This is a genomic window from Azospirillum sp. TSO22-1 (genome assembly GCF_003116015.1).
Lineage (GTDB): Bacteria > Pseudomonadota > Alphaproteobacteria > Azospirillales > Azospirillaceae > Azospirillum.
The window spans coordinates 21114-39416 of record NZ_LGQZ01000013.1; the positions used below are offsets into that span (position 1 = coordinate 21114).

The 18303-nt window shown below is 68.8% G+C and carries 18 protein-coding genes and 1 pseudogene; 12 read left to right on the forward strand and 7 right to left on the reverse strand.

Annotated elements, in window-relative coordinates:
* The first annotated feature begins 37 nt into the window (after positions 1–37).
* Both ruvX and TSO221_RS03630 read left to right on the forward strand, forming a co-directional pair.
* On the forward strand, positions 38–583 hold the full coding sequence (ruvX, locus tag TSO221_RS03625; RefSeq protein WP_109117116.1) for a Holliday junction resolvase RuvX: 546 nt from the start codon (positions 38–40) through the stop codon (positions 581–583).
* 6 nt (positions 584–589) lie between these two features.
* Entirely contained in the window at positions 590–1507 is a 918-nt protein-coding gene (locus TSO221_RS03630) for an AEC family transporter (protein WP_109117117.1), read from the forward strand.
* Positions 1508–1515: 8 nt separating this feature from the next.
* On the opposite strand, the gene TSO221_RS03635 is transcribed toward TSO221_RS03630, so the two are convergent.
* The gene (locus TSO221_RS03635) at positions 1516–1950 is read right to left on the reverse strand and encodes a GFA family protein (protein WP_109117118.1); all 435 of its coding nucleotides are present in this window, start codon (positions 1948–1950) and stop codon (positions 1516–1518) included.
* 5 nt (positions 1951–1955) lie between these two features.
* Positions 1956–2189: a DUF1127 domain-containing protein gene (locus TSO221_RS03640; RefSeq protein WP_109117119.1), complete on the reverse strand. Its 234-nt coding sequence runs from the start codon at positions 2187–2189 to the stop codon at positions 1956–1958.
* 133 nt (positions 2190–2322) lie between these two features.
* Between TSO221_RS03640 and TSO221_RS03645 the strand changes: the two genes are divergently transcribed.
* Complete coding sequence (locus TSO221_RS03645) at positions 2323–3231, forward strand: transcriptional regulator GcvA (protein WP_109117120.1); 909 nt, start codon at positions 2323–2325, stop codon at positions 3229–3231.
* Positions 3232–3243: 12 nt separating this feature from the next.
* On the opposite strand, the gene TSO221_RS03650 is transcribed toward TSO221_RS03645, so the two are convergent.
* The gene (locus tag TSO221_RS03650) at positions 3244–3666 is read right to left on the reverse strand and encodes a hypothetical protein (protein WP_109117121.1); all 423 of its coding nucleotides are present in this window, start codon (positions 3664–3666) and stop codon (positions 3244–3246) included.
* A 157-nt stretch (positions 3667–3823) separates the two neighbouring features.
* Here TSO221_RS03650 and TSO221_RS03655 point away from each other — a divergent pair, with 157 nt between their 5' ends.
* The 6 genes and pseudogenes from TSO221_RS03655 to TSO221_RS03675 all read left to right on the forward strand — a co-directional run bounded on the left by TSO221_RS03655 (position 3824) and on the right by TSO221_RS03675 (position 8174).
* Entirely contained in the window at positions 3824–4777 is a 954-nt protein-coding gene (locus tag TSO221_RS03655; protein WP_109117122.1) for an aspartate carbamoyltransferase catalytic subunit, read from the forward strand.
* A 1-nt stretch (position 4778) separates the two neighbouring features.
* Positions 4779–6071, forward strand: coding sequence for a dihydroorotase (gene pyrC, locus TSO221_RS03660; protein ID WP_109117123.1), 1293 nt, complete (start codon positions 4779–4781; stop codon positions 6069–6071).
* A gap of 4 nt (positions 6072–6075) precedes the next feature.
* Positions 6076–6672 carry a glycerol-3-phosphate 1-O-acyltransferase PlsY gene (gene plsY / locus TSO221_RS03665; RefSeq protein ID WP_109117124.1) on the forward strand — a complete coding sequence of 199 codons (597 nt, stop codon included), beginning with the start codon at positions 6076–6078 and terminating at the stop codon, positions 6670–6672.
* Between the two features lie 29 nt (positions 6673–6701).
* Positions 6702–6779 (forward strand): annotated as a pseudogene (locus TSO221_RS36950) (ParB N-terminal domain-containing protein); the annotation flags it as partial.
* A 198-nt stretch (positions 6780–6977) separates the two neighbouring features.
* Positions 6978–7106 carry a hypothetical protein gene (locus tag TSO221_RS36765; RefSeq protein ID WP_282187706.1) on the forward strand — a complete coding sequence of 43 codons (129 nt, stop codon included), beginning with the start codon at positions 6978–6980 and terminating at the stop codon, positions 7104–7106.
* A 210-nt stretch (positions 7107–7316) separates the two neighbouring features.
* Positions 7317–8174 carry a TIR domain-containing protein gene (locus TSO221_RS03675; RefSeq protein WP_109117125.1) on the forward strand — a complete coding sequence of 286 codons (858 nt, stop codon included), beginning with the start codon at positions 7317–7319 and terminating at the stop codon, positions 8172–8174.
* A gap of 6 nt (positions 8175–8180) precedes the next feature.
* Here TSO221_RS03675 and TSO221_RS03680 read toward each other — a convergent pair whose 3' ends face one another.
* A complete protein-coding gene (locus tag TSO221_RS03680; RefSeq protein WP_109117126.1) occupies positions 8181–9674 on the reverse strand; it encodes a pentapeptide repeat-containing protein in 1494 nt (497 codons plus the stop codon).
* Positions 9675–9872: 198 nt separating this feature from the next.
* Here TSO221_RS03680 and TSO221_RS03685 point away from each other — a divergent pair, with 198 nt between their 5' ends.
* Entirely contained in the window at positions 9873–11423 is a 1551-nt protein-coding gene (locus TSO221_RS03685) for a hypothetical protein (RefSeq protein ID WP_109117127.1), read from the forward strand.
* A 21-nt stretch (positions 11424–11444) separates the two neighbouring features.
* Positions 11445–13112: a bacteriohemerythrin gene (locus tag TSO221_RS03690; RefSeq protein ID WP_109117128.1), complete on the forward strand. Its 1668-nt coding sequence runs from the start codon at positions 11445–11447 to the stop codon at positions 13110–13112.
* Between the two features lie 163 nt (positions 13113–13275).
* On the opposite strand, the gene TSO221_RS03695 is transcribed toward TSO221_RS03690, so the two are convergent.
* The 3 genes from TSO221_RS03695 to tpiA form a co-directional block, all read right to left on the reverse strand.
* Positions 13276–14904, reverse strand: a complete 1629-nt coding sequence (locus TSO221_RS03695) for a CTP synthase (RefSeq protein ID WP_109117129.1) — start codon at positions 14902–14904, stop codon at positions 13276–13278.
* A gap of 127 nt (positions 14905–15031) precedes the next feature.
* Positions 15032–15355 carry a preprotein translocase subunit SecG gene (gene secG, locus TSO221_RS03700; protein ID WP_109117130.1) on the reverse strand — a complete coding sequence of 108 codons (324 nt, stop codon included), beginning with the start codon at positions 15353–15355 and terminating at the stop codon, positions 15032–15034.
* A 117-nt stretch (positions 15356–15472) separates the two neighbouring features.
* Entirely contained in the window at positions 15473–16228 is a 756-nt protein-coding gene (tpiA, locus tag TSO221_RS03705; RefSeq protein ID WP_109117131.1) for a triose-phosphate isomerase, read from the reverse strand.
* Between the two features lie 179 nt (positions 16229–16407).
* On the opposite strand from tpiA, the gene TSO221_RS03710 reads away from it, so the two are divergent.
* On the forward strand, positions 16408–18291 hold the full coding sequence (locus TSO221_RS03710) for a peptidylprolyl isomerase (protein WP_109117132.1): 1884 nt from the start codon (positions 16408–16410) through the stop codon (positions 18289–18291).
* Positions 18292–18303 lie beyond the last annotated feature (12 nt).

The window sequence follows — 18303 nt, forward strand, 5'->3', positions numbered from 1 at the left end:
CTTGCCGGAGCGAAGGCAGGCGCCTAAGGTTCGGTTTATGATCCGCACCCTGCCCGACCTCGCCGCGGCGCTGCCCAAGGGGGCACGCCTGCTCGGCCTCGACCTCGGAACCAAGACCATCGGGCTCGCCGTGTGCGACCCGGGTTTGGCCGTCGCCTCGCCGATCCAGACCATCCGCCGCTCCAAGTTCACCGAGGAGGCGAAGGAACTGGCGCGCATCGTGCGCGACTACGGCGTCGGCGGCTTCGTGCTGGGGCTGCCGCTCAACATGGACGGCTCGCAGGGCGAGCGGGCGCAGGCCACCAACGCCTTCGCGGCGACTCTGGTGCAGCGTGCCGACCTGTTCGGCGGCTGGGAGCCGGAGATCGCTTTCTGGGACGAGCGGCTGTCCACCGTGGCGGTGCAGCGTTTCATGACCGACGAGGCCGACATGACCCGCAAGCGCCGCGGCGAGGTCGTGGACAAGATGGCCGCCGCCTACATCCTGCAGGGCGCCATCGACTCGCTGGCCTACGCCCGCCGGCAGGCCGAGGCCGCCGCCCGCGAGGATGAGGACGACCTGGACGACGAGCGCGACGACTGAGCGGCGATGGGCACCGTCGCCGGCGCGCTGGCGCCCATCTTCCTGCTGATCCTGATCGGCCACGCCCTGCGGCGGTTCGAACTGGTGCCGGCGGCGTTCTGGCTGCCGGCCGAGCGCGTCACCTACGTGCTGTTCTTCCCCTGCCTGATCGTCGATGAGCTGGCGCGCGCCAACCTCGCGGCGTTCGACGTGCTGCCGATGGCGGCGGCGCTGGTGGTGGCGACGCTCGCCGCGGCGGCGCTGCTGCTGGCGGGGCGCCGCGCCGTCGGCCTCGACGGACCGGCCTTCACCTCGGTGTTCCAGGGCGGCATCCGCTTCAACACCTACGTCGGCCTCGCCGCCGCGCGGGCGCTGTTCGGCGCGCCGGGGCTGACGCTGACGGCGGTGGGGATCGCGCTGCTGATCCCGCTGGTCAACGTGCTGAGCATCGCCGTGCTGTCCGGCCACGGCCAGGACGCCAAGGGGACGAACGCCAGGGCGATCCTCGGCGGGCTGGTGCGCAACCCGCTGATCGTCGCCGCGGTCGTCGGCGCCGTGCTGACGCTGAGCGGCGCCGGCAAGCCGCCGCTGATCGGCGATGTGGTGGAGATCCTGGCGCGCGCCGCGCTGCCGCTCGGCCTGCTGTCGGTGGGCGCCGGGCTGGACCTCGGCGCCGCCCGCTCGGCCGGGCGCGGCGTGCTGGTGTCGAGCGTGGTGAAGCTGCTGTTGCTGCCGGCGCTGACGGCGGCCGCATGCGTAGCGTTTGGGGTGGAGGGGCTGGCGTTCACCGTGGCGGTGCTGTTCAACGCCCTGCCCTGCGCGCCGAGTGCCTACATCCTGGCCCGCCAGATGGGCGGCGACCACACGCTGATGGCGACCGTCATCACCGTGCAGACCCTGCTGGCGGCGCTGAGCCTGCCGCTGGTCCTGGTGGTGCTGGGATAGGCCGCGCCTTACGACACCAGCGTCGAACTGCCATCCGGATCGGTGCTCCTTTTCTGCGCCAAACCGTCGTCGCCGATCTCGTAATAGTCGCCCTTGAAGTCCACCCAGATGTGCTTGTCGGCATGCAGCCCGGTCGGTTCGTCGAGGGTTCCGGCCGCCACGTCGATGCGCGGCAGGCCGATGCCCTCCCAGATCACGCCGGAACCGCAGCGGGAGCAGAACCCCCGCCGCGCGTTCTCCGACGACCGGTACCAGGTCAGCGTCTCGTCCTTCACGAGGCGCAGCCCCTCGCGCGGGAAGGTGGTGTAGGCGCCGACGTGGCTGTGCTGCCTGCGACACTGGCCGCAGTGGCAGAACGAGACCGGGCCGGGCTGCACGGTGATCTCGTAGCGGACGCCGCCGCAGGCGCAGCCGCCGGTCCAGACGCGGCGCTCGCCGGTCATGGCTCTCAGCCCTGCCAGAACGGCTTGTCGGCCTCGCTGCCGGCGTCGGCGCGCGAGATGCCGATGTCGTGCAGCAGGTGGTCGGGCAGCGCCTCCAGCGCCCGGCGCTGGCGCCGCCGCTCCTGCCAGGTGGCCAGCGTGTCGGTGGCGCTGACCACCGCGCGGCCGACCGTCTGCAACAGGCCGTTCGCCGGCCGCGAGGTCGTGCGGGTGAAGACGGTGTTGGTGCTCTGGCTCATGGCTTCGTCTCCCTCTCTGACTGCGTGGCGATGAGTGTGTTTCCGGGAATGAGAATGGCCCACCCGCTTCTTGCGGACAAACGACGCTTTCTCATAGGATCGATTAGGAAACCTAATCCGATCGGAGCGCCCCGTGAGCCGCCGCCTGCCCCCGCTCAACGCCTTGCGCACCTTCGAGGCGGCGGCCCGTCTGCTGTCCTTCACCAAGGCCGCGGATGAACTGCATGTTACCCAAGCTGCGGTAAGCCATCAGATCAAGGGGCTGGAGGAATGGCTGGGGGTGCCGCTGTTCCGCCGGTTGAACCGCGGGCTGGTGCTGACCGACGCCGGGCAGACCTACCTGCCGCCGCTGCGCGAGGCGCTCGACCTGATGGCCAGCGCCACCGAGCGGGTGATCCGCCGCGACGCCACCGGCACGCTGACCATCTCCACCATGCCGAGCTTCGCGGCGAAGTGGCTGGTGCTGCGGCTCGGGCGGTTCCAGGTGGCGCACCCGGAGTTGGACGTGCGGCTGCACACCACCTCGCAGATGGTGGACTTCAACCAGCAGGACGTGGACGTGGCGATCCGCTTCGGCAGCGGCAACTGGCCCGACCTGCGGGTCGAGCGCCTGCTGAACGAGGACATCTTCCCGGTCTGCTGCCCCAGCCTGCTGCCGACGCTGACGACGCCCGCCGACCTGAAGAAGCATACGCTGCTGCACGACGACTACATCGTCACCTGGGGCGACTGGCTGGCGCTGGCCGGCGTGGAGGGTCTCGACGCCACGCGCGGCCTGCACTTCACCGACTCGTCGCACACCATCCAGGCGGCGATGGAGGGGCACGGCGTGGCGCTCGCCCGGCAGGTGCTGGCCGCCGACGATCTCGCCGCCGGGCGGCTGGCCCGGCCGTTCGACGTGGCGCTGACCGGGCTGTACGCCTACTACTTCGTCGCCCCGGCGCACTATTTCCAGCGCCCCAAGGTCAAGGCGTTCCGCGAGTGGCTGTTCGCCGAGGTCGAGGAGTACGCGGCGCGCATGGGCCTGCCGGAAAGGGCGTGAGGCCACGCCCGGTCAGCGCACGGGCTCGACGGTGCCGCTCGGCCCTCCCCCCGGGCTGCGAACGGTCATGCGTTTGGAGCCCCGGCTTTCCCGCTCGATGATCGTCGTCGTCTCGCCTTTCTGGTTGCGCACCACATACCCATCCCGATCCGGCTCAAGCGATCCCGTCACGTTGCCCTTCGAGTCGCGGACGTTGAAGCTGTCGCTGCTCAAGCTTTTCCGCTCGAGGATCGTCTCGTTGCCGCGATCGTCGGTGAACACGAAGGTGTCGTTGAAGCCCATGTGCTTCTGCCTGATGCTCCCGATCTGCGATCCGAACTCGTTCCGCATCACCCATTCACCGTTCCCGCCCCAGGGATCGCTCGCCGCCGCGCTGCCGATCATGAGGGAGAGGGACGCAAACATCACGGTGAGACACGGCGCAAGACGCAACATGATGTTCTCCTCATCTGGATGCACGACGTGTGCGTGCAGGTGGGTAAACACCGATCCGAAAGATTTTCATCCACGCCAGACCATCGCCCGTGTCGTGCGGGCGGCATCGCTCCCGCCGTCTTGCAGCGCCCCCGCCACGCTCCTATAGTCGCGCCCCATGACCGGACCAGCCGCAACGCGATTCCCGCACCGTCACCTGCTCGGCATCGAGGGTTTGACGGCGGGTGAGATTTCCCTCGTCCTCGACCTCGCCGACGGCTACGTCGAGCACAACCGGAAGCCCGTGGTGAAGGAGTCGCTCCTGCACGGGCGGACGGTGATGAACCTGTTCTTCGAGAACTCCACCCGCACCCGCACCTCGTTCGAGCTGGCCGGCAAGCGGCTGGGCGCCGACGTCATCAACATGTCGGTGGACGCCTCCTCGGTGAAGAAGGGCGAGACGCTGATCGACACCGCGGCGACGCTGAACGCCATGCACGTCGATGCGCTGGTGGTCCGGCACTCCGAATCGGGGGCGGTCAAGCTGCTGTCCGACAAGGTCAACTGCTCGGTCATCAACGCCGGCGACGGCAACCACGAGCACCCGACGCAGGCCTTGCTCGACGCGCTGGCGATCCGCCGCCGCCTCGGCCGGCTGGAGGGGCTGATCGTGGCGATCTGCGGCGACATCCTGCACAGCCGCGTCGCCCGCTCGAACATCCACCTGCTGAACGCCATGGGGGCGCGGGTGCGCGTCGTCGGCCCGCCGACTCTGGTGCCGAGCGCCATCGAGCGGCTGGGCTGCGAGGTGCACCACACCATGCTCTCGGGCCTCAAGGACGCCGACGTGGTGATGATGCTGCGCCTGCAGAACGAGCGGATGAGCGGCCAGTACGTGCCCTCGACGCGCGAGTACTTCTACTTCTACGGCCTGGAGTACGAGAAGCTGGAGGTCGCCAAGCCGGACGCGGTGATCATGCATCCCGGCCCGATGAACCGCGGCGTCGAGATCGACTCCGAGGTGGCCGACGACCTCAAGCGCTCGATGATCCTCGACCAGGTGGAACTCGGCGTCGCCGTGCGCATGGCCGTCCTCGACATCCTGACCCGCGACCGCCGGGGAGCCAACTGAGATGACCCGCGTCGCCTACACCAACGCCCGCCTGCTCGACCCCGCCACCGGCCTGGACGCGCCGGGCGCGCTGCTGACCGACGGCACGAGGATCGCCGACCTCGGCCCCGGCCTGTTCCAGGACGGCGTGCCGGAGGGGATCGAGGTGGTCGACCTCGGCGGCCAGTGCCTCGCCCCCGGCCTCGTCGACATGCGCGTCATGGTCGCCGAGCCGGGCAACGAGCAGAAGGAGACGATCAAGAGCGTGTCGCGCGCCGCGGCGGCCGGCGGCGTCACCTCCATCGTCTGCCTGCCCAACACCACCCCGGTGCGCGACGACGTCTCGGGCCTGGAGTTCCTCGCCCGCCGGGCGCGCGAGGTGAAGCTGGTCAAGGTCTACGCCTACGCCTCGGCGACGCGCGGCGCCCAGGGCTCGGAAATCACCGAGATGGGCCTGCTGTCGCGGGCCGGCGCGGTGGCCTTCACCGACGGCACCCGGGCCATCGAGAGCGCCAAGGTGATGCGCCGCGCGCTCAGCTACGCCAAGGGCTTCGGCAAGCTGATCATCCAGCACCCGGAGGAGCCGAGCCTGGCCTCCGGCGGCATGATGAACGCCGGCGAGATCGCCACCCGCTTGGGGCTGACCGGCATCCCGCGCGAGGCCGAGATCATCATGATCGAGCGCGACCTGCGCCTCGTCGAGCTGAGCGGCGGCCGATTGCACTTCGCGCACGTCACCACGTCGGAGTCGGTGGAGATCATCCGCCGCGCCAAGGCGCGCGGCCTCGCGGTCACCTGCGACACCGCCCCGCACTACGTGGCGCTGACCGAGACCGACGTCGGCGAGTACCGCACCTTCGCCAAGGTCTCCCCGCCGCTGCGCGGCGAGATGGACCGCCGCGCGGTGGTCGAGGGGCTGGCCGACGGCACCATCGACGCCATCGCGTCCGACCACATCCCGCAGGACCAGGACCACAAGCGCGTGCCCTTCGGCCAGGCCGAGTTCGGCGTGATCGGGCTGGAGACGCTGCTGCCGCTGACGCTGGAACTGGCGCACAAGCGGAAGCTGTCGCTGCTCCAAGCGCTGGCCTGCGTGACGTGCAAGCCGGCGGACATCCTGGAACTGCCGGCCGGGCGCCTGGCCAAGGGGGCTTCGGCCGACCTCCTGGTGTTCGACCCGGAGGTGCCGTGGACGGTGGACCCGGCCGCCTTCAAGTCGAAGTCCAAGAACTCCCCCTTCGAGGACCGCCCGGTGCAGGGCCGGCCGCTGCGCACCGTGGTGGACGGGCGCACGGTGTGGCAGGCGGAAGGCTGACCCGGTGCTGACTCTCGCGGCAAGCGCCCTGCTGGGCTACCTGCTGGGCTCGATCCCGTTCGGGCTGGTGCTGACGCGGCTGGCCGGCTACGGCGACATCCGCAAGATCGGCTCCGGCAACATCGGCGCCACCAACGTGCTGCGCACCGGCAACAAGCCGCTGGCGCTCGCCACGCTGCTGCTCGACAGCGGCAAGGGCGCCATCGCCACGCTGCTGGCGCTGTGGATGGCCGGGCATGATGCCGCGCTGTTCGCCGCCGCCGGCTCGCTGCTCGGGCACAGCTTCCCGGTGTGGCTGGGCTTCAAGGGCGGCAAGGGCGTGGCGACGACGCTCGGCGTGCTGCTGGCGGTGGCGTGGCCGGTGGGCGTGGCCGCCTGCCTGACCTGGCTGGTGGTGGCGGCGCTGTTCCGCATCTCGTCGCTCTCCGCACTGGTAGCCGTGGGGCTGAGCCCGGTCACCGCGTGGTCCCTCGCCGGGCCGGATGTAGCGGTGCTGTGCCTGCTGATCGCGGTGCTGGTCTTCGTCCGGCACGAGGCGAACATCCGCCGCCTGCTGAAGGGCGAGGAGCCGAGGATCGGCGCCAAGAAGAAGGCGGCGTAGGCCGCCACTCTTGACAATAGCAGGGCCTGCTGCAGCCGATCCTGGTCCGCCGCACCGGCCACAACCGCTTCGAGCTACTGGCCGGCGAGCGCCGCCTGCTGGCGCACCGCAGCCTTGGCCGCGCTGGAACTCGGAGGTCCGCCGCACGGTGTCGCGCTCGCTGCTGGTGGAGATCGCGTGGGTGTGCGAGCCCGAGCGTCAACAGGGGCCTGTGGGAGGAGGCGAAGGCCGGCGCGCTGACCGTCCGCGCCGCCCAGCAGAAGCGCCGCGAGACCGTTCCGCCTCTGCCCCGCCCGCTGCGGACGGTGCAGCGCTGCACGAAGCAGCTCGGCGCGCTGGATGCGGCACTCGACGAGGCCGGCCGCGACGCGCTGGCCGCGCTGCAGGCGCGGATCGATGCGCTTCTCGCTTTTAAGGACAGCCCTGTGCGTTAACCATACTTTTTACATGTTGGAACTCCCACGCCTCAACGTCAAATCCCAATTTCCATCTGATGCAAATGCTATGCTTTGCTCTACTTGATTTATCAATGGGTAGATGGAACGCGAAAAAACCACCAAAGATTTAGTTGGCGATACATAAACTTCCCGATTTTTGGGAATATGATATGGTGATGCCTGTGTTCGGAGATAGGAAGCGCCGCGATGACGCACCCAAAGTATGAAGTAGCGCTATCGTTTGCAGGGGAGCAGCGCCACTACGCTGACAGGCTGGCACGTTCCCTTCAGGCTCGAGGCGTGTCTGTGTTCTACGATGGATTCGAGCGGGCAAGGCTATGGGGGCGTGATCTTGCGGAAGAATTTCATGGAATATATTCCGAACGGGCAAAGCGCGTAGTAATGCTCGTTTCCGAGCAGTACATCACTAAAATGTGGTGCAATCACGAACGGCGATCAGCAACAAGCAAATATCTACAAAGCAGTGATAGCTACATACTGCCCGTACGATTTGATAACGCTTGGCCTCCAGGTCTACCTTCCACATTAGCGTGGGAAGATGCCCAGCGCATCACACCGGAGCAATTGGCCACATTAATCTATGAGCACTTAGGCATTGATGTACTTGCTAGCAAGGCGTCTAACGTTCCACCGCCACACATGTCCTCGACACTCGGAGTGGTTGCTTTTGATTATCATAGCCACAATGGCTGTTATGTGATAGGGCAAGAGCAGATCGAATTCGAAACTAAGTGGAGCACAGCAGGCGCGGATTCAATCCACGTTTACAACGACCCGCCATCGATTAATGGCGTCGCCATTGCCCTTGGGTTTGACGACATTGGAAACATTGCCGATGCCTCTGTTTTTGATTTCACATCCAGAGCTCGCACGCCACGAATAGATGAGATAGTGATTTTGCGAAATCGCCATGGATTCTACGCTGCACTAAAAATTTTGGAAATCAAGCTTCGAAGCAGCAAAGAGCCAGCACTTCTGCGCTTTAGCTATATAATTCTTGATGATGGCTCAGCAACTTTTACTTCCTGGGCATTTCTTGATTGATTAACCTCAGCCGCCCAGCCGCAGATTCTCCTGGAAGGCGAACTTCAGGAACGCCTTGAGGTCGTCGCCGTAGCGCTCGAAGCGCACCGACACCTGCCCCTTCTGCGGGCTGACCGAGAGCACGATGAACTCGGCCTGGGCGGAGATGTCCATGCGGTCGGCCATCGACAGCGTGGCCTTCACCACCTCGCCGCGGCGGAACACCGCCTCCTGGTCGTAGATGCGGAAGCACATGCCGCCCAGCGACCAGTTGCGGGTGTGGTGCACGCCGCGCTCGGTCTGCACCATCACCACCGGGCGGACGTAGCGCTTGTGCTTGCGCTGCTCGGTCGGCGTCGTCGGGCGCGGCGGCGGCACGGAGTCGGGGGACGGCAGGGCGATGCCGCTGCCCTCCAGCTTGGCGCCGTCCAGCTTGGCGTTCAGCAGGATGGCGGCGCCGAAGTCGGCGCTGCGCAGGTCGGCGAAGGACAGGTCGGCGCCGTCCAGGTTGGTCGGCCACGGCTTGCCGCCGGCCAGCAGCAGCGGCTTGGCGTTCGCCCCCGCCAGCTTGGCGGCGCCCAGGTGCGCGCGGCGCAGCGTGGTGCCGCGCAGGTCGGCCTCGGACAGGTCGGCCCCCTCCAGGTCGCAGTAGGAAAGGTCGGCCATCTCCAGCCCGACCTTGCGCCACTTCGCCCTGGGAAAGTGGCAGCGGCGGGCACGCGCCGCCGACAGGATGCGGCCGGACAGGTCGGTGTCCGGTACCGTGACGAGGTCGAGGTCGAGGCGGTGCCCCTCCCGCCCCTCGCTGTCCACCCAGCGCTCGTGCGCCGCCACCGCCTCCATGAAGGCGTCCCTGTTCATGGGGGCATAGGAGGGCTGCGCGATGGCGTCGGCCGGCAGGGCGAAGGGGATGTAGGTGCGGCTCAGCGTCGCCGGATCGATCACCGTGCCGTTGAAGGCGGCGCCGTCCAGCGTGGCGCCGCTGAGGTCGGTGCCGACCAGCACCGCGCCGGTCAGCTCCGCGCCCGACAGGTCGGCGTCGGCGAGGTCGGCGCCCGACAGGTCGCAGCCGGCGAAGTTCGCCCCGGCCAGGATGGAGCGGTCCATCTGCGCCTCGGTCAGGCGCGCCGCCCCGCCCTGCGTCTTGCCCGCCCCGCCGTCCGCCATGACGGCGCCGGCGCGCAGGTCGGCGCCGCGCAGGATGGCGTCCGTCAGCGCCGCCTTGTGCAGGTTGGCGCCGCGCAGGTCGGCGGCCGAGAGGTTGGCGCCGGTGAGGTTCGCCCCCTCCATGTCGGCGCCGAACAGGTCGCATTGCGACAGGTTGGCGCCCATCAGCTTGGCGCCGCACAGGCTGGCGCCCGACAGCTTGGCGCCGGTCAGGTCGATCTTCGGAAGGTTGAGGCCGGTCAGGTCGCGGAAGCTGAGGTCGGCGCGCTTGCCGCCCTTGCGCTTCAGCCAGTTCTGGTGGGCGATGATGATGCCCTTGATGTTCTCGATCTCGGCCTGCGTCCGTTCCGCCATAGGCTTGCTCGACCTGTCCAGAGGGGTGGGCCGGATTGTCCGGGCGGCGGCATGATACACACAGCCGCAGGCTTTCCTCACCACCAAAGCGCGCATCGCCATGCGTCCGTTTGGCGCTTCGAACATGCAGACAATTTTAACCAATTGGAAGCTATATCGTGGAGTCTGGATTCATCTCTTGGGCCGGCGGGGAAGCCGATGACCGATGCGAAGCCATCGCTGAAGGCGCGCCTGGAAAAGGTCAAGCAGACGCTGCTGCCGCTGAACCGCGGCGTGAAGGCCCAGCTGTTCGACTATCTGGTCGATAAGCAGCTGACCAGCGACCCCGTGGGCGCCCACATCGCCGCGGCGCTGCTGGAGGTGCTGAACGGCAACCGGACGGAGCACGCGCGCCGGCTGTGGACCGGCTGGCTGGAGCCGGTGATCGTCCGTGAGGACGAACTGCTGTACGCCGAGCGCCGCCTGCCCGGCTGCCTGCACATCGCCGACGCCGGCGGCTGGTGGAAGGCGCTGTCGCCGCGCCTCGCCCACGTCGCCGTGGCGATCCAGGGCACCATCGAGGAGCGCAGCCGGACCATGCCGCTCGACGGCATCTTCGCGTCCGAATCCGCGCGCCAATGGGCGGACATGCTGCGCCTGGAAAGCCTCGCCAAGCTGTCGACCCTGCGCGCCGTGCCGCAGGCCCGCACCAAATTCCTCGCCGCCGCCAACGCCGAACGGCTGAAGCTGCTGGCCACCGCCGACCGGGGCGCGCCGGTGCCGCTGGATGCCGGCGACTTCGACACGCTGTTCACCGTGCTGGAGGCCGCCCCCGCCTGGACCGACGTGCCGCGCCCGGCGCACCAGGCCGAGGCCGGCGAGATCGTCGCGCTGGTCGAAGGATTGCTGGAGCGCTCGGCCCGGCGGCCGGAGGCGGCGGCGCTGTACGCCACGGCGCACCTGCATGGCCGCGCCGAGCCCGCCACCGCCGTCGTGCTGCACCACGAGTTCGCGCTGCCGCTGGTCGATTCGGCCATCGTCGCGCACCTGCGTTTCGCCGGGCAGCGGCTGCGCGAGGCGATGCGCCAGGGTCTCAGCGCCCGCGGCAGCGGCAGCGTGCGTGCGCAGCGCACCGCCAATCCGGACACGCTGCTCGACCGCTACTTCGGCTGGTACGACGCCGCGCACGCCGCCCACCTCGACCAGGTTCAGCGCCCGGAAGCCGAGATCCGCGCCTCCATCGGCGAACTGCTGACCCTCCTGGAGGAGGAGCTGATCCCGGCGCTGACCCGCCGCATCCTGGAGCTGAACGAGCACGTGCCGCCGGCCGCCGCGCTGTCCGGCGTGCGGTTCGTGCGGCAGTTCAAGGACCGGCTGTGGCGGCGCGGGCTGGTCGCCTCGCCCAACCCGTGGCCGTCCTCGGTGGGCGAGCACCTGACCGGCCTGTTCCGGCAGATCGTCGCCTCACCGCGCGAGGACCGGCTGACCACCCTGGCGCACCTGACGGAGATCGCCGACCTCGTCGGCTATCCGGTGGAGATCACCGCGCTGGACGAGGGGCTGCTGACCGTGGTGCGCGAAGCGCTGCCGAACCGCGACCGCTGTGGCCCGGCCGAGTTGCGGCTGATCGAACGCGTCCTGGCGGTGGCGGTGAGCGAACGGCGCAAGTCGCGCTGGTGGATCTCGGAAGAGATGCGTACCCTGTTGGCGGAGACCGAACGCCTCGACCCTGAGCTGCTGCGCGCGGCGGCCGCGGCGTCCACCTCGTGAGGACCCGATAGGCGCCCCCCCATGCCTGACGTACGAATCCGCTGGAGCGAGGCGCTGGCCGTCGGCGCCGCCGCGCTCGACACCGACCACCAGCACCTCTTCGCGCTGACCAACGAGGTGCTGGCGGCGATGCTGGACGGCCGCGGCCCCAGCGTCGTCAAGGCCGCGCTGGCCGAACTGGAGACCTACACCCGCCAGCACTTCAGCCGCGAGGAGGCGCTGCTCTTCGAGACCGGCTATCCCGAGGCGGAGGCGCACCGCGCCTCGCACGCGCACCTGCTGGCGCAGATGGAGAAGATCCGCGCCATGGCCGGCGCGGGCCAGCCGGAGCGCGTCGCCCGCTTCCTGCAGTCCTGGATCCTCGACCACATCCTGGTCTCGGACATGGACTACGCCCGCTTCCTGCGCAAGCGCGCGCGCAGCGAGGCGCCGGCCGATGTGGCGCAGAAGATCCTGGTGGTCGAAAGCTCGCGCTTCTTCGCCGCCGTACTGCAGGAGGAGATCCAGGCCGCCACCGGCCTGACCGTCGAGACCTGCGGCACCTTCGCCGAGGCGCGGCTGGCGCTGCGCACGCACGGGCGGGAATACCTGGTGGCGGTGCTCAACGTCATCCTGCCGGACGCCGCCGACGGCGCCGTCGCCTCGCTGTGCCGCGAGACCGGCGTGCCGACGGTGGTGTTCTCCGGTACCTATTCCGAGGACCTGCGCGAGCGCCTGACCGCCGAGGGCGTCATCGACTACATCGTCAAGGACACGCCGGCCAGCATCGGCCAGCTGGTCTCGGTGATCCGCCGGCTGGTGCGCAACCGGCACGCCAAGGCGCTGGTGGTGGACGATTCGGTCACCTCGCGCTCCTACATCGGCGACCTGCTGCGGCAGTACAATTTCCGCGTCCTGCTCGCCACCAACGGCCAGGAGGCGCTGGAGCAGCTGGCCGAGCACCCGGACGTCAGCCTCGTCATCAGCGACTTCCACATGCCGCGCATGGACGGCATCGAGATGGTGAAGCGCATGCGCGCCACCCACTCCAAGGAACGGCTGTGCATCATCGGCCTGTCGTCGGGCGGCGGCACGGCGATGTCGGCGCGCTTCCTGAAGGCCGGCGCCAACGATTTCCTGCCCAAGCCGTTCCTGCGCGAGGAGTTCTACTGCCGCGTCGCGCAGAACATGGAGCTCCTGGAACTGATCACGTCGCTGCGCGAGGTGTCGACGACCGACTACCTGACCGGGCTGTACAACCGCCGCCACTTCTACGACGTCGGTGAGACGCTGTTCGCCAGCATGCAGCGCGGCACCATCGCGCTGACCGCGGCGATCATCGACATCGACCACTTCAAGCGGATCAACGACACGCTGGGCCACGACGCCGGCGACCACGTGCTGACGGCGGTGGCCCGCAACCTGCGCGCCATCACCCGCGAGGCCGAGATCATCGCCCGCATCGGCGGCGAGGAGTTCGCCGTGCTCGCCATCAACCTGGCGCCGGATGCCGTGCACGGCTTCTTCGAGCGGCTGCGCGCGGCGATCTCCGGCATCGAGGTGAGCATCGACGGCAAAGTGGTCCCGGTGACCGCCAGCATCGGCGTGTGCACCGGCGCCGCCGGCAGCCTGGACGCCATGATGAGCAAGGCGGACGAGATGCTGTATCTGGCGAAGCGGTCGGGACGGAATCGGGTGGAGGTGGGGTAAATCCCGCCCCCCGGCCATAACGTTCAATAAACGTACAGCCCCGTCATACGGCCGGCCGCATGGATGCTTCCGTGATCGGCCGTATCACCCTCGCTCAACGCGTTGCATTGAGCTGCCAAGTTTGAACAAGGCGCTCGATGGAAGCCATCGAGCGCCGTGGATATCACACCAGCCGGCTCTGCTCGATCGCCGCCTTGATGAAGGAGGTGAACAGCGGGTGCGGGTCGAAGGGCTTCGACTTCAGCTCCGGATGAAACTGCACGCCGATGAACCAGGGGTGCTCGGGGATCTCGACGATCTCCGGCAGTTCGCCGTCCGGCGACAGGCCGGAGAACAGCATGCCGACCTTCTCCAGCCGCTCCTTGTAGTAGACGTTGACCTCGTAGCGGTGGCGGTGCCGCTCGGAGATCTCGGTGGTGCCGTAGACCTCCGCCACCTTCGAGCCCTCCAGCAGCTTCGCCGCGTAGGCGCCGAGGCGCATGGTGCCGCCGAGGTCAGTGCCCTCCGAGCGCTTCTCCAGCTGGTTGCCGCGCATCCACTCGGTCATCAGGCCGACCACCGGGTTGCCGGGCTTGCCCAGCTCGGTCGAGCCGGCGTCGACGATGCCGGCCATGTTGCGGGCCGCCTCGATCACCGCCATCTGCATGCCGAAGCAGATGCCGAAGTAGGGCACCTTGCGCTCGCGGGCGAACTTGGCCGCCTGGATCTTGCCCTCGGTGCCGCGCATGCCGAAGCCGCCGGGCACCAGGATGCCGTGCACGTGCTCCAGCTGCTGGACGGCGCCGTCGGTCTCGAAGATCTCCGAATCGATCCAGTCCAGCTTGACCTTGACGTTGTTGGCGATGCCGCCGTGGGTCAGCGCCTCGGCCAGCGACTTGTAGCTGTCGAGCAGGCTGGTGTACTTGCCGACCACGGCGATGGTCACCTCGCCCTGCGGCTTGCGCACGCGCTCGGCGATCTTCGTCCAGCGCGACAGGTCCGGTTCGCCCTTGTTCGGCAGGCCGAAGTAGCTCAGCACCTGATCGTCGAAGCCTTCCTCGTGGTAGCTGATCGGCACCTGGTAGATGTTGTCCACGTCCAGGGCGGCGATCACGCGCTCCGGCCGGATGTTGCAGAACAGCGCGATCTTCTTGCGCTCGTTCTCCGGAATCGGGCGGTCGGCGCGGCACAGCAGGATGTTGGCCTGGATGCCGACGCCCAGCAGCTCCTTCACCGAGTGCTGGGTCGGCTTGGTCTTCAGCTCGCCGGCGGTCGGGATGTAGGGCAGCAGGGTGAGGTGCACGAACAGCGCGCGCTCCGGCCCGACCTCGTTGCCGAACTGGCGGATCGCCTCCAGGAAGGGCAGCGATTCGATGTCGCCCACCGTGCCGCCGATCTCGCAGAGGATGAAGTCCTCGTCGGTCACGTCGGCGCGGATGAACTCCTTGATCTGGTCAGTGACGTGCGGGATGACCTGCACGGTGGCGCCCAGGTAATCGCCGCGCCGCTCCTTGGCGATGACGTTGGAGTAGATGCGGCCGGTGGTGATGTTATCGCTCTTGCGCGCCGCCACGCCGGTGAAGCGCTCGTAGTGGCCGAGATCGAGATCGGTCTCGGCGCCGTCGTCGGTGACGTAGACCTCACCGTGCTGGTACGGGCTCATGGTGCCCGGATCGACGTTGAGATAGGGGTCGAGCTTGCGCAGGCGGACCTTGTAGCCGCGCGCCTGCAGGCAGGCTCCCAGCGCCGCGGAGGCCAGGCCCTTGCCCAGCGAGGAAACGACGCCACCGGTGATGAAGATGTACCGAGTCATGATCGTCCGAAGACCCCAAGCCTGAAACCGTTCCCCGAGGGACGGAGGGCGAATCCACCCTCCAAAGGAAAGAGGCGGCTTCGGGGGGGCCGCCTCTTTCGTGTACCGCGCTGCTGGCCGCTCCCGTTTACCGGGCGACGGGCGGGGCCGGCGCCGCCGGGACGGCGGGGGCCTGCTGCGCCGGAGCCGGCGCCGGCAGCGTGTCGATGATGGAGGTCGGCTGCGACGGGCGGCCGGCCATGATCGCCAGGATGATGCTGGTGGACATGAACACCGCGGCGAGAATCGCGGTGGTGCGCGTCAGCAGGTTGGCCGCACCCCGCGCGGTCGTCATGCCGCCCATGGTGCCGCCGCCGATGCCCAGCCCGCCGCCTTCCGAGCGCTGGATGAGGATGACGCCGACCAGCGCGATGGCGATCATAAGGTGGACGACCAGAATCACCGCATGCATGAACGTGTGGCCCCCAAAAGCAAAAACCGTGTGCCCAAACCGAGAGCGCGCCGCGGGTCCATGTCAGCGGACCCCGGCGCGCAGCCCCGTCGTTTTAGCGCGCATCCGGAGCGGATGCTAGCGGCAACTGGTGCCGATGGCCCAGAAATCGTCCGCCTTCAGCGAGGCGCCGCCGACCAGCGCGCCATCGACGTTGTCGGTCGCCAGCAGCTCGACCGCGTTGTCCGGCTTCACCGAGCCGCCGTACAAGATGCGCACGGAATCGGCGTCGGACAAGCGGGCCTGCAGCTCCTTCCGGATGAAGGCGTGCATGTCCTTGACGTCCTGCGGCGTCGCCACCTTGCCGGTGCCGATGGCCCAGACCGGCTCGTAGGCGACGACGGTGTTGGCGGCGGTGGCGCCCGCCGGCAGCGAGCCGGCAACCTGCCGGCCGACCACCTCCTGCGCCTTGCCCGCCTCGCGCTCGGCCCAGGTCTCGCCGACGCAGACGATGGCGACGAGTCCCTCCTCGTGCGCCGCGGCGGCCTTGGCCGCGACGATCGCGTCGGTCTCGCCGTGGTCCTGCCGGCGCTCCGAGTGGCCGACGATGGCGTAGGCGCAGCCGGCGTCCTTCAGCATGGCCGGGCTGGTGTCGCCGGTGTGCGCACCCTTCTGCTTCGGCGCGCAGTCCTGGCCGCCCAGGGCCAGCGGCGAGCCCTTGATCGCCTCGCCCACCGGGAACAGCAGCGGGAACGGCGGGCAGACCAGCATGTCGAAGGGAACGGCCCCGGCGCCCTGCAGGCGCCCGGCGAGGTCGGAGGCGAGCTGCAGCCCCTCCGCCTTCAGCCCGTTCATCTTCCAGTTACCGGCGATCAGCTTGCGGCGTGCGGCCATGGCGTGTTCCCGTCCAGGAGTTATTGTGGTTGCCCCGTGTCTAGCAAGCGCACCCTGCCCTTTCAACCCGCCCGACCGGGCGATCTGCACAGGAAATCACCGGTTGCCGCGCCCCTGCGCGCTTCCTATGATGCGCGTCCCGGCCGAACGGGCCGAATTTCCGCGCTTTATCGGGCACCATGCTTCAGTCCATCCGCAACACCGCCGGCTCCTGGATCGTCAAGATCCTCTTCGTCATCCTGATCGCCAGCTTCGGCGTGTGGGGCATCGGCGACGTCGTGCGCCGTTCCACGGCGCCCAGCAACGTGGTGGCCGAGGTCGGCCCGACCGAGATCACCCGCGGTGACCTCGATACGGAGTTCCGCCGCCAGATCGACCGCCTGCGCCCGATGTTCGGCGGCGAGCTGACGGTCGAGCAGGCCCGCCAGTTCGGCCTGCTGGACCAGTCGGTGAACACGCTGGTGCAGCGCGCGCTGTACGACCTCGCCGCCAAGCGCGCCGGCATCACCGTGGGCGACGACACCGTCCGCCAGCGCATCGCCGACGAGCCCGCCTTCCGTGCCCCGAACGGCCAGTTCGACCGCTCGCAGTTCGCCACGCTGCTGCGCCAGAACAACCTGACGGAGCAGGGCTACACCGCGCTGATGCGCAAGGAGATCGCGCGCGGCGTCATCGCCTCGGCGATCGGCGCCGGCACCGTCGCGCCGAAGCCGCTGGTCGAGGACCTGTACCGCTATCGCGAGGAGAAGCGCGTCGCCGAGGTGATCACCATCCCGCACGCCGCGGTGAAGGACGTCGGCACCCCGGACGAGGCGGCGCAGCTGCGCTACTACGAGGACCATCAGGTCCGCTTCACCGCGCCGGAGTACCGCGCGCTGACCGTGGTCGAGCTGACCGCCGACGCCATCGCCAAGGACATCCAGCTGACCGACGAGCAGGTGCGCGCCGCCTACGACGAGCGCGCCGGCGACTATCTGGTGCCCGAGCGCCGCAGCGTCGCCATGGCCGTCTTCGACGACGAGACCAAGGCGAAGGCCGCCGCCGAGGCCGCCAAGGCCGGCTCGCTGGCCGACGCCGCCAAGGCCAACGGCTCGGAGGCCGTCACCCTCGACAACGTCCGCAAGGACGAGCTGCCGGAGATCGGCGACGCCGCCTTCGCGCTGAAGCAGGGCGAGGTGAGCGCGCCGCTGAAGAGCGCCTTGGGCTGGCACGTGGTGACCGTCACCGCCATCCAGCCGCCGAGCGAGCGCAGCTTCGACGAGGTGAAGGAGTCCCTGCGCGCCGAGCTGCGCAAGGAGCGCGCGATCGAGCAGCTCTATCAGGCCTCGAACAAGCTGGACGACCGCCTCGCCGGCGGCGCCACGCTGGAGGAGCTGGCGCAGGGCCAGGGCCTGCCGCTGGCCAAGATCGCCGCGGCCGACAGCATCGGCAAGGCGCCGGACGGCGCCGCGGTGTCCGGCCCGGCCGACCTGCCGCAGATCCTGCAGACGGCGTTCGGCCTGCGCCAGGGCGCCAACAGCAACCTGACCGAGGGCAAGTCCGGCGCCTATCACGCCGTGCGCGTCGATTCCATCACGCCGGCCGCCGTGAAGCCGCTGGCCGAGGTGCGCGACGCGGTGATCGCCGGCTGGCAGGCCGACGAGCGCACCCGCAAGGCCGCCGAACTGGCCAAGCAGGCCGCCGAGAAGCTGAAGTCCGCCAAGGACCTCGCCGCCCAGGACGTGGCGGTGTCGGTGGGCGGCAGCGCCGCCATGACCGAGCCGTTCACCCGCGGCGCCCAGAACGCCACCGGCCTGACGCCGGAGCTGATCGGCCGCCTGTTCGAGGTGAAGCCGGACGACGTGGTCTCCGGCGCCTCCGGCGAGGCGCAGTTGGTCGCCCGCCTGCGCGAGGTCATCGCCGCCGATCCGGCGGCCAAGGACGCCAACCTGTCCCAGGTGCAGGCGACCGTGCTGCGCGGCGTCGAGGGCGACCTGATGGGCGAGTTCGCCCAGGCGCTCCAGAAGGAGTTCCCGGTCATCGTGCACCGCGACCGCATCACCCAGATGTACGCCACCCCGTAAGCCTCATTCTCC

Bases quoted from the DNA above. Each gene is read 5' to 3' on its own strand.
- ruvX (WP_109117116.1), top strand. From the start codon at position 38: ATGATCCGCACCCTGCCCGACCTCGCCGCGGCGCTGCCCAAGGGGGCA.
- TSO221_RS03630 (WP_109117117.1), top strand. From the start codon at position 590: ATGGGCACCGTCGCCGGCGCGCTGGCGCCCATCTTCCTGCTGATCCTG.
- TSO221_RS03635 (WP_109117118.1), bottom strand. From the start codon at position 1,950: ATGACCGGCGAGCGCCGCGTCTGGACCGGCGGCTGCGCCTGCGGCGGC.
- TSO221_RS03640 (WP_109117119.1), bottom strand. From the start codon at position 2,189: ATGAGCCAGAGCACCAACACCGTCTTCACCCGCACGACCTCGCGGCCG.
- TSO221_RS03650 (WP_109117121.1), bottom strand. From the start codon at position 3,666: ATGTTGCGTCTTGCGCCGTGTCTCACCGTGATGTTTGCGTCCCTCTCC.
- TSO221_RS03655 (WP_109117122.1), top strand. From the start codon at position 3,824: ATGACCGGACCAGCCGCAACGCGATTCCCGCACCGTCACCTGCTCGGC.
- pyrC (WP_109117123.1), top strand. From the start codon at position 4,779: ATGACCCGCGTCGCCTACACCAACGCCCGCCTGCTCGACCCCGCCACC.
- TSO221_RS03675 (WP_109117125.1), top strand. From the start codon at position 7,317: ATGACGCACCCAAAGTATGAAGTAGCGCTATCGTTTGCAGGGGAGCAG.
- TSO221_RS03680 (WP_109117126.1), bottom strand. From the start codon at position 9,674: ATGGCGGAACGGACGCAGGCCGAGATCGAGAACATCAAGGGCATCATC.
- TSO221_RS03685 (WP_109117127.1), top strand. From the start codon at position 9,873: ATGACCGATGCGAAGCCATCGCTGAAGGCGCGCCTGGAAAAGGTCAAG.
- TSO221_RS03690 (WP_109117128.1), top strand. From the start codon at position 11,445: ATGCCTGACGTACGAATCCGCTGGAGCGAGGCGCTGGCCGTCGGCGCC.
- TSO221_RS03695 (WP_109117129.1), bottom strand. From the start codon at position 14,904: ATGACTCGGTACATCTTCATCACCGGTGGCGTCGTTTCCTCGCTGGGC.
- secG (WP_109117130.1), bottom strand. From the start codon at position 15,355: ATGCATGCGGTGATTCTGGTCGTCCACCTTATGATCGCCATCGCGCTG.
- tpiA (WP_109117131.1), bottom strand. From the start codon at position 16,228: ATGGCCGCACGCCGCAAGCTGATCGCCGGTAACTGGAAGATGAACGGG.
- TSO221_RS03710 (WP_109117132.1), top strand. From the start codon at position 16,408: ATGCTTCAGTCCATCCGCAACACCGCCGGCTCCTGGATCGTCAAGATC.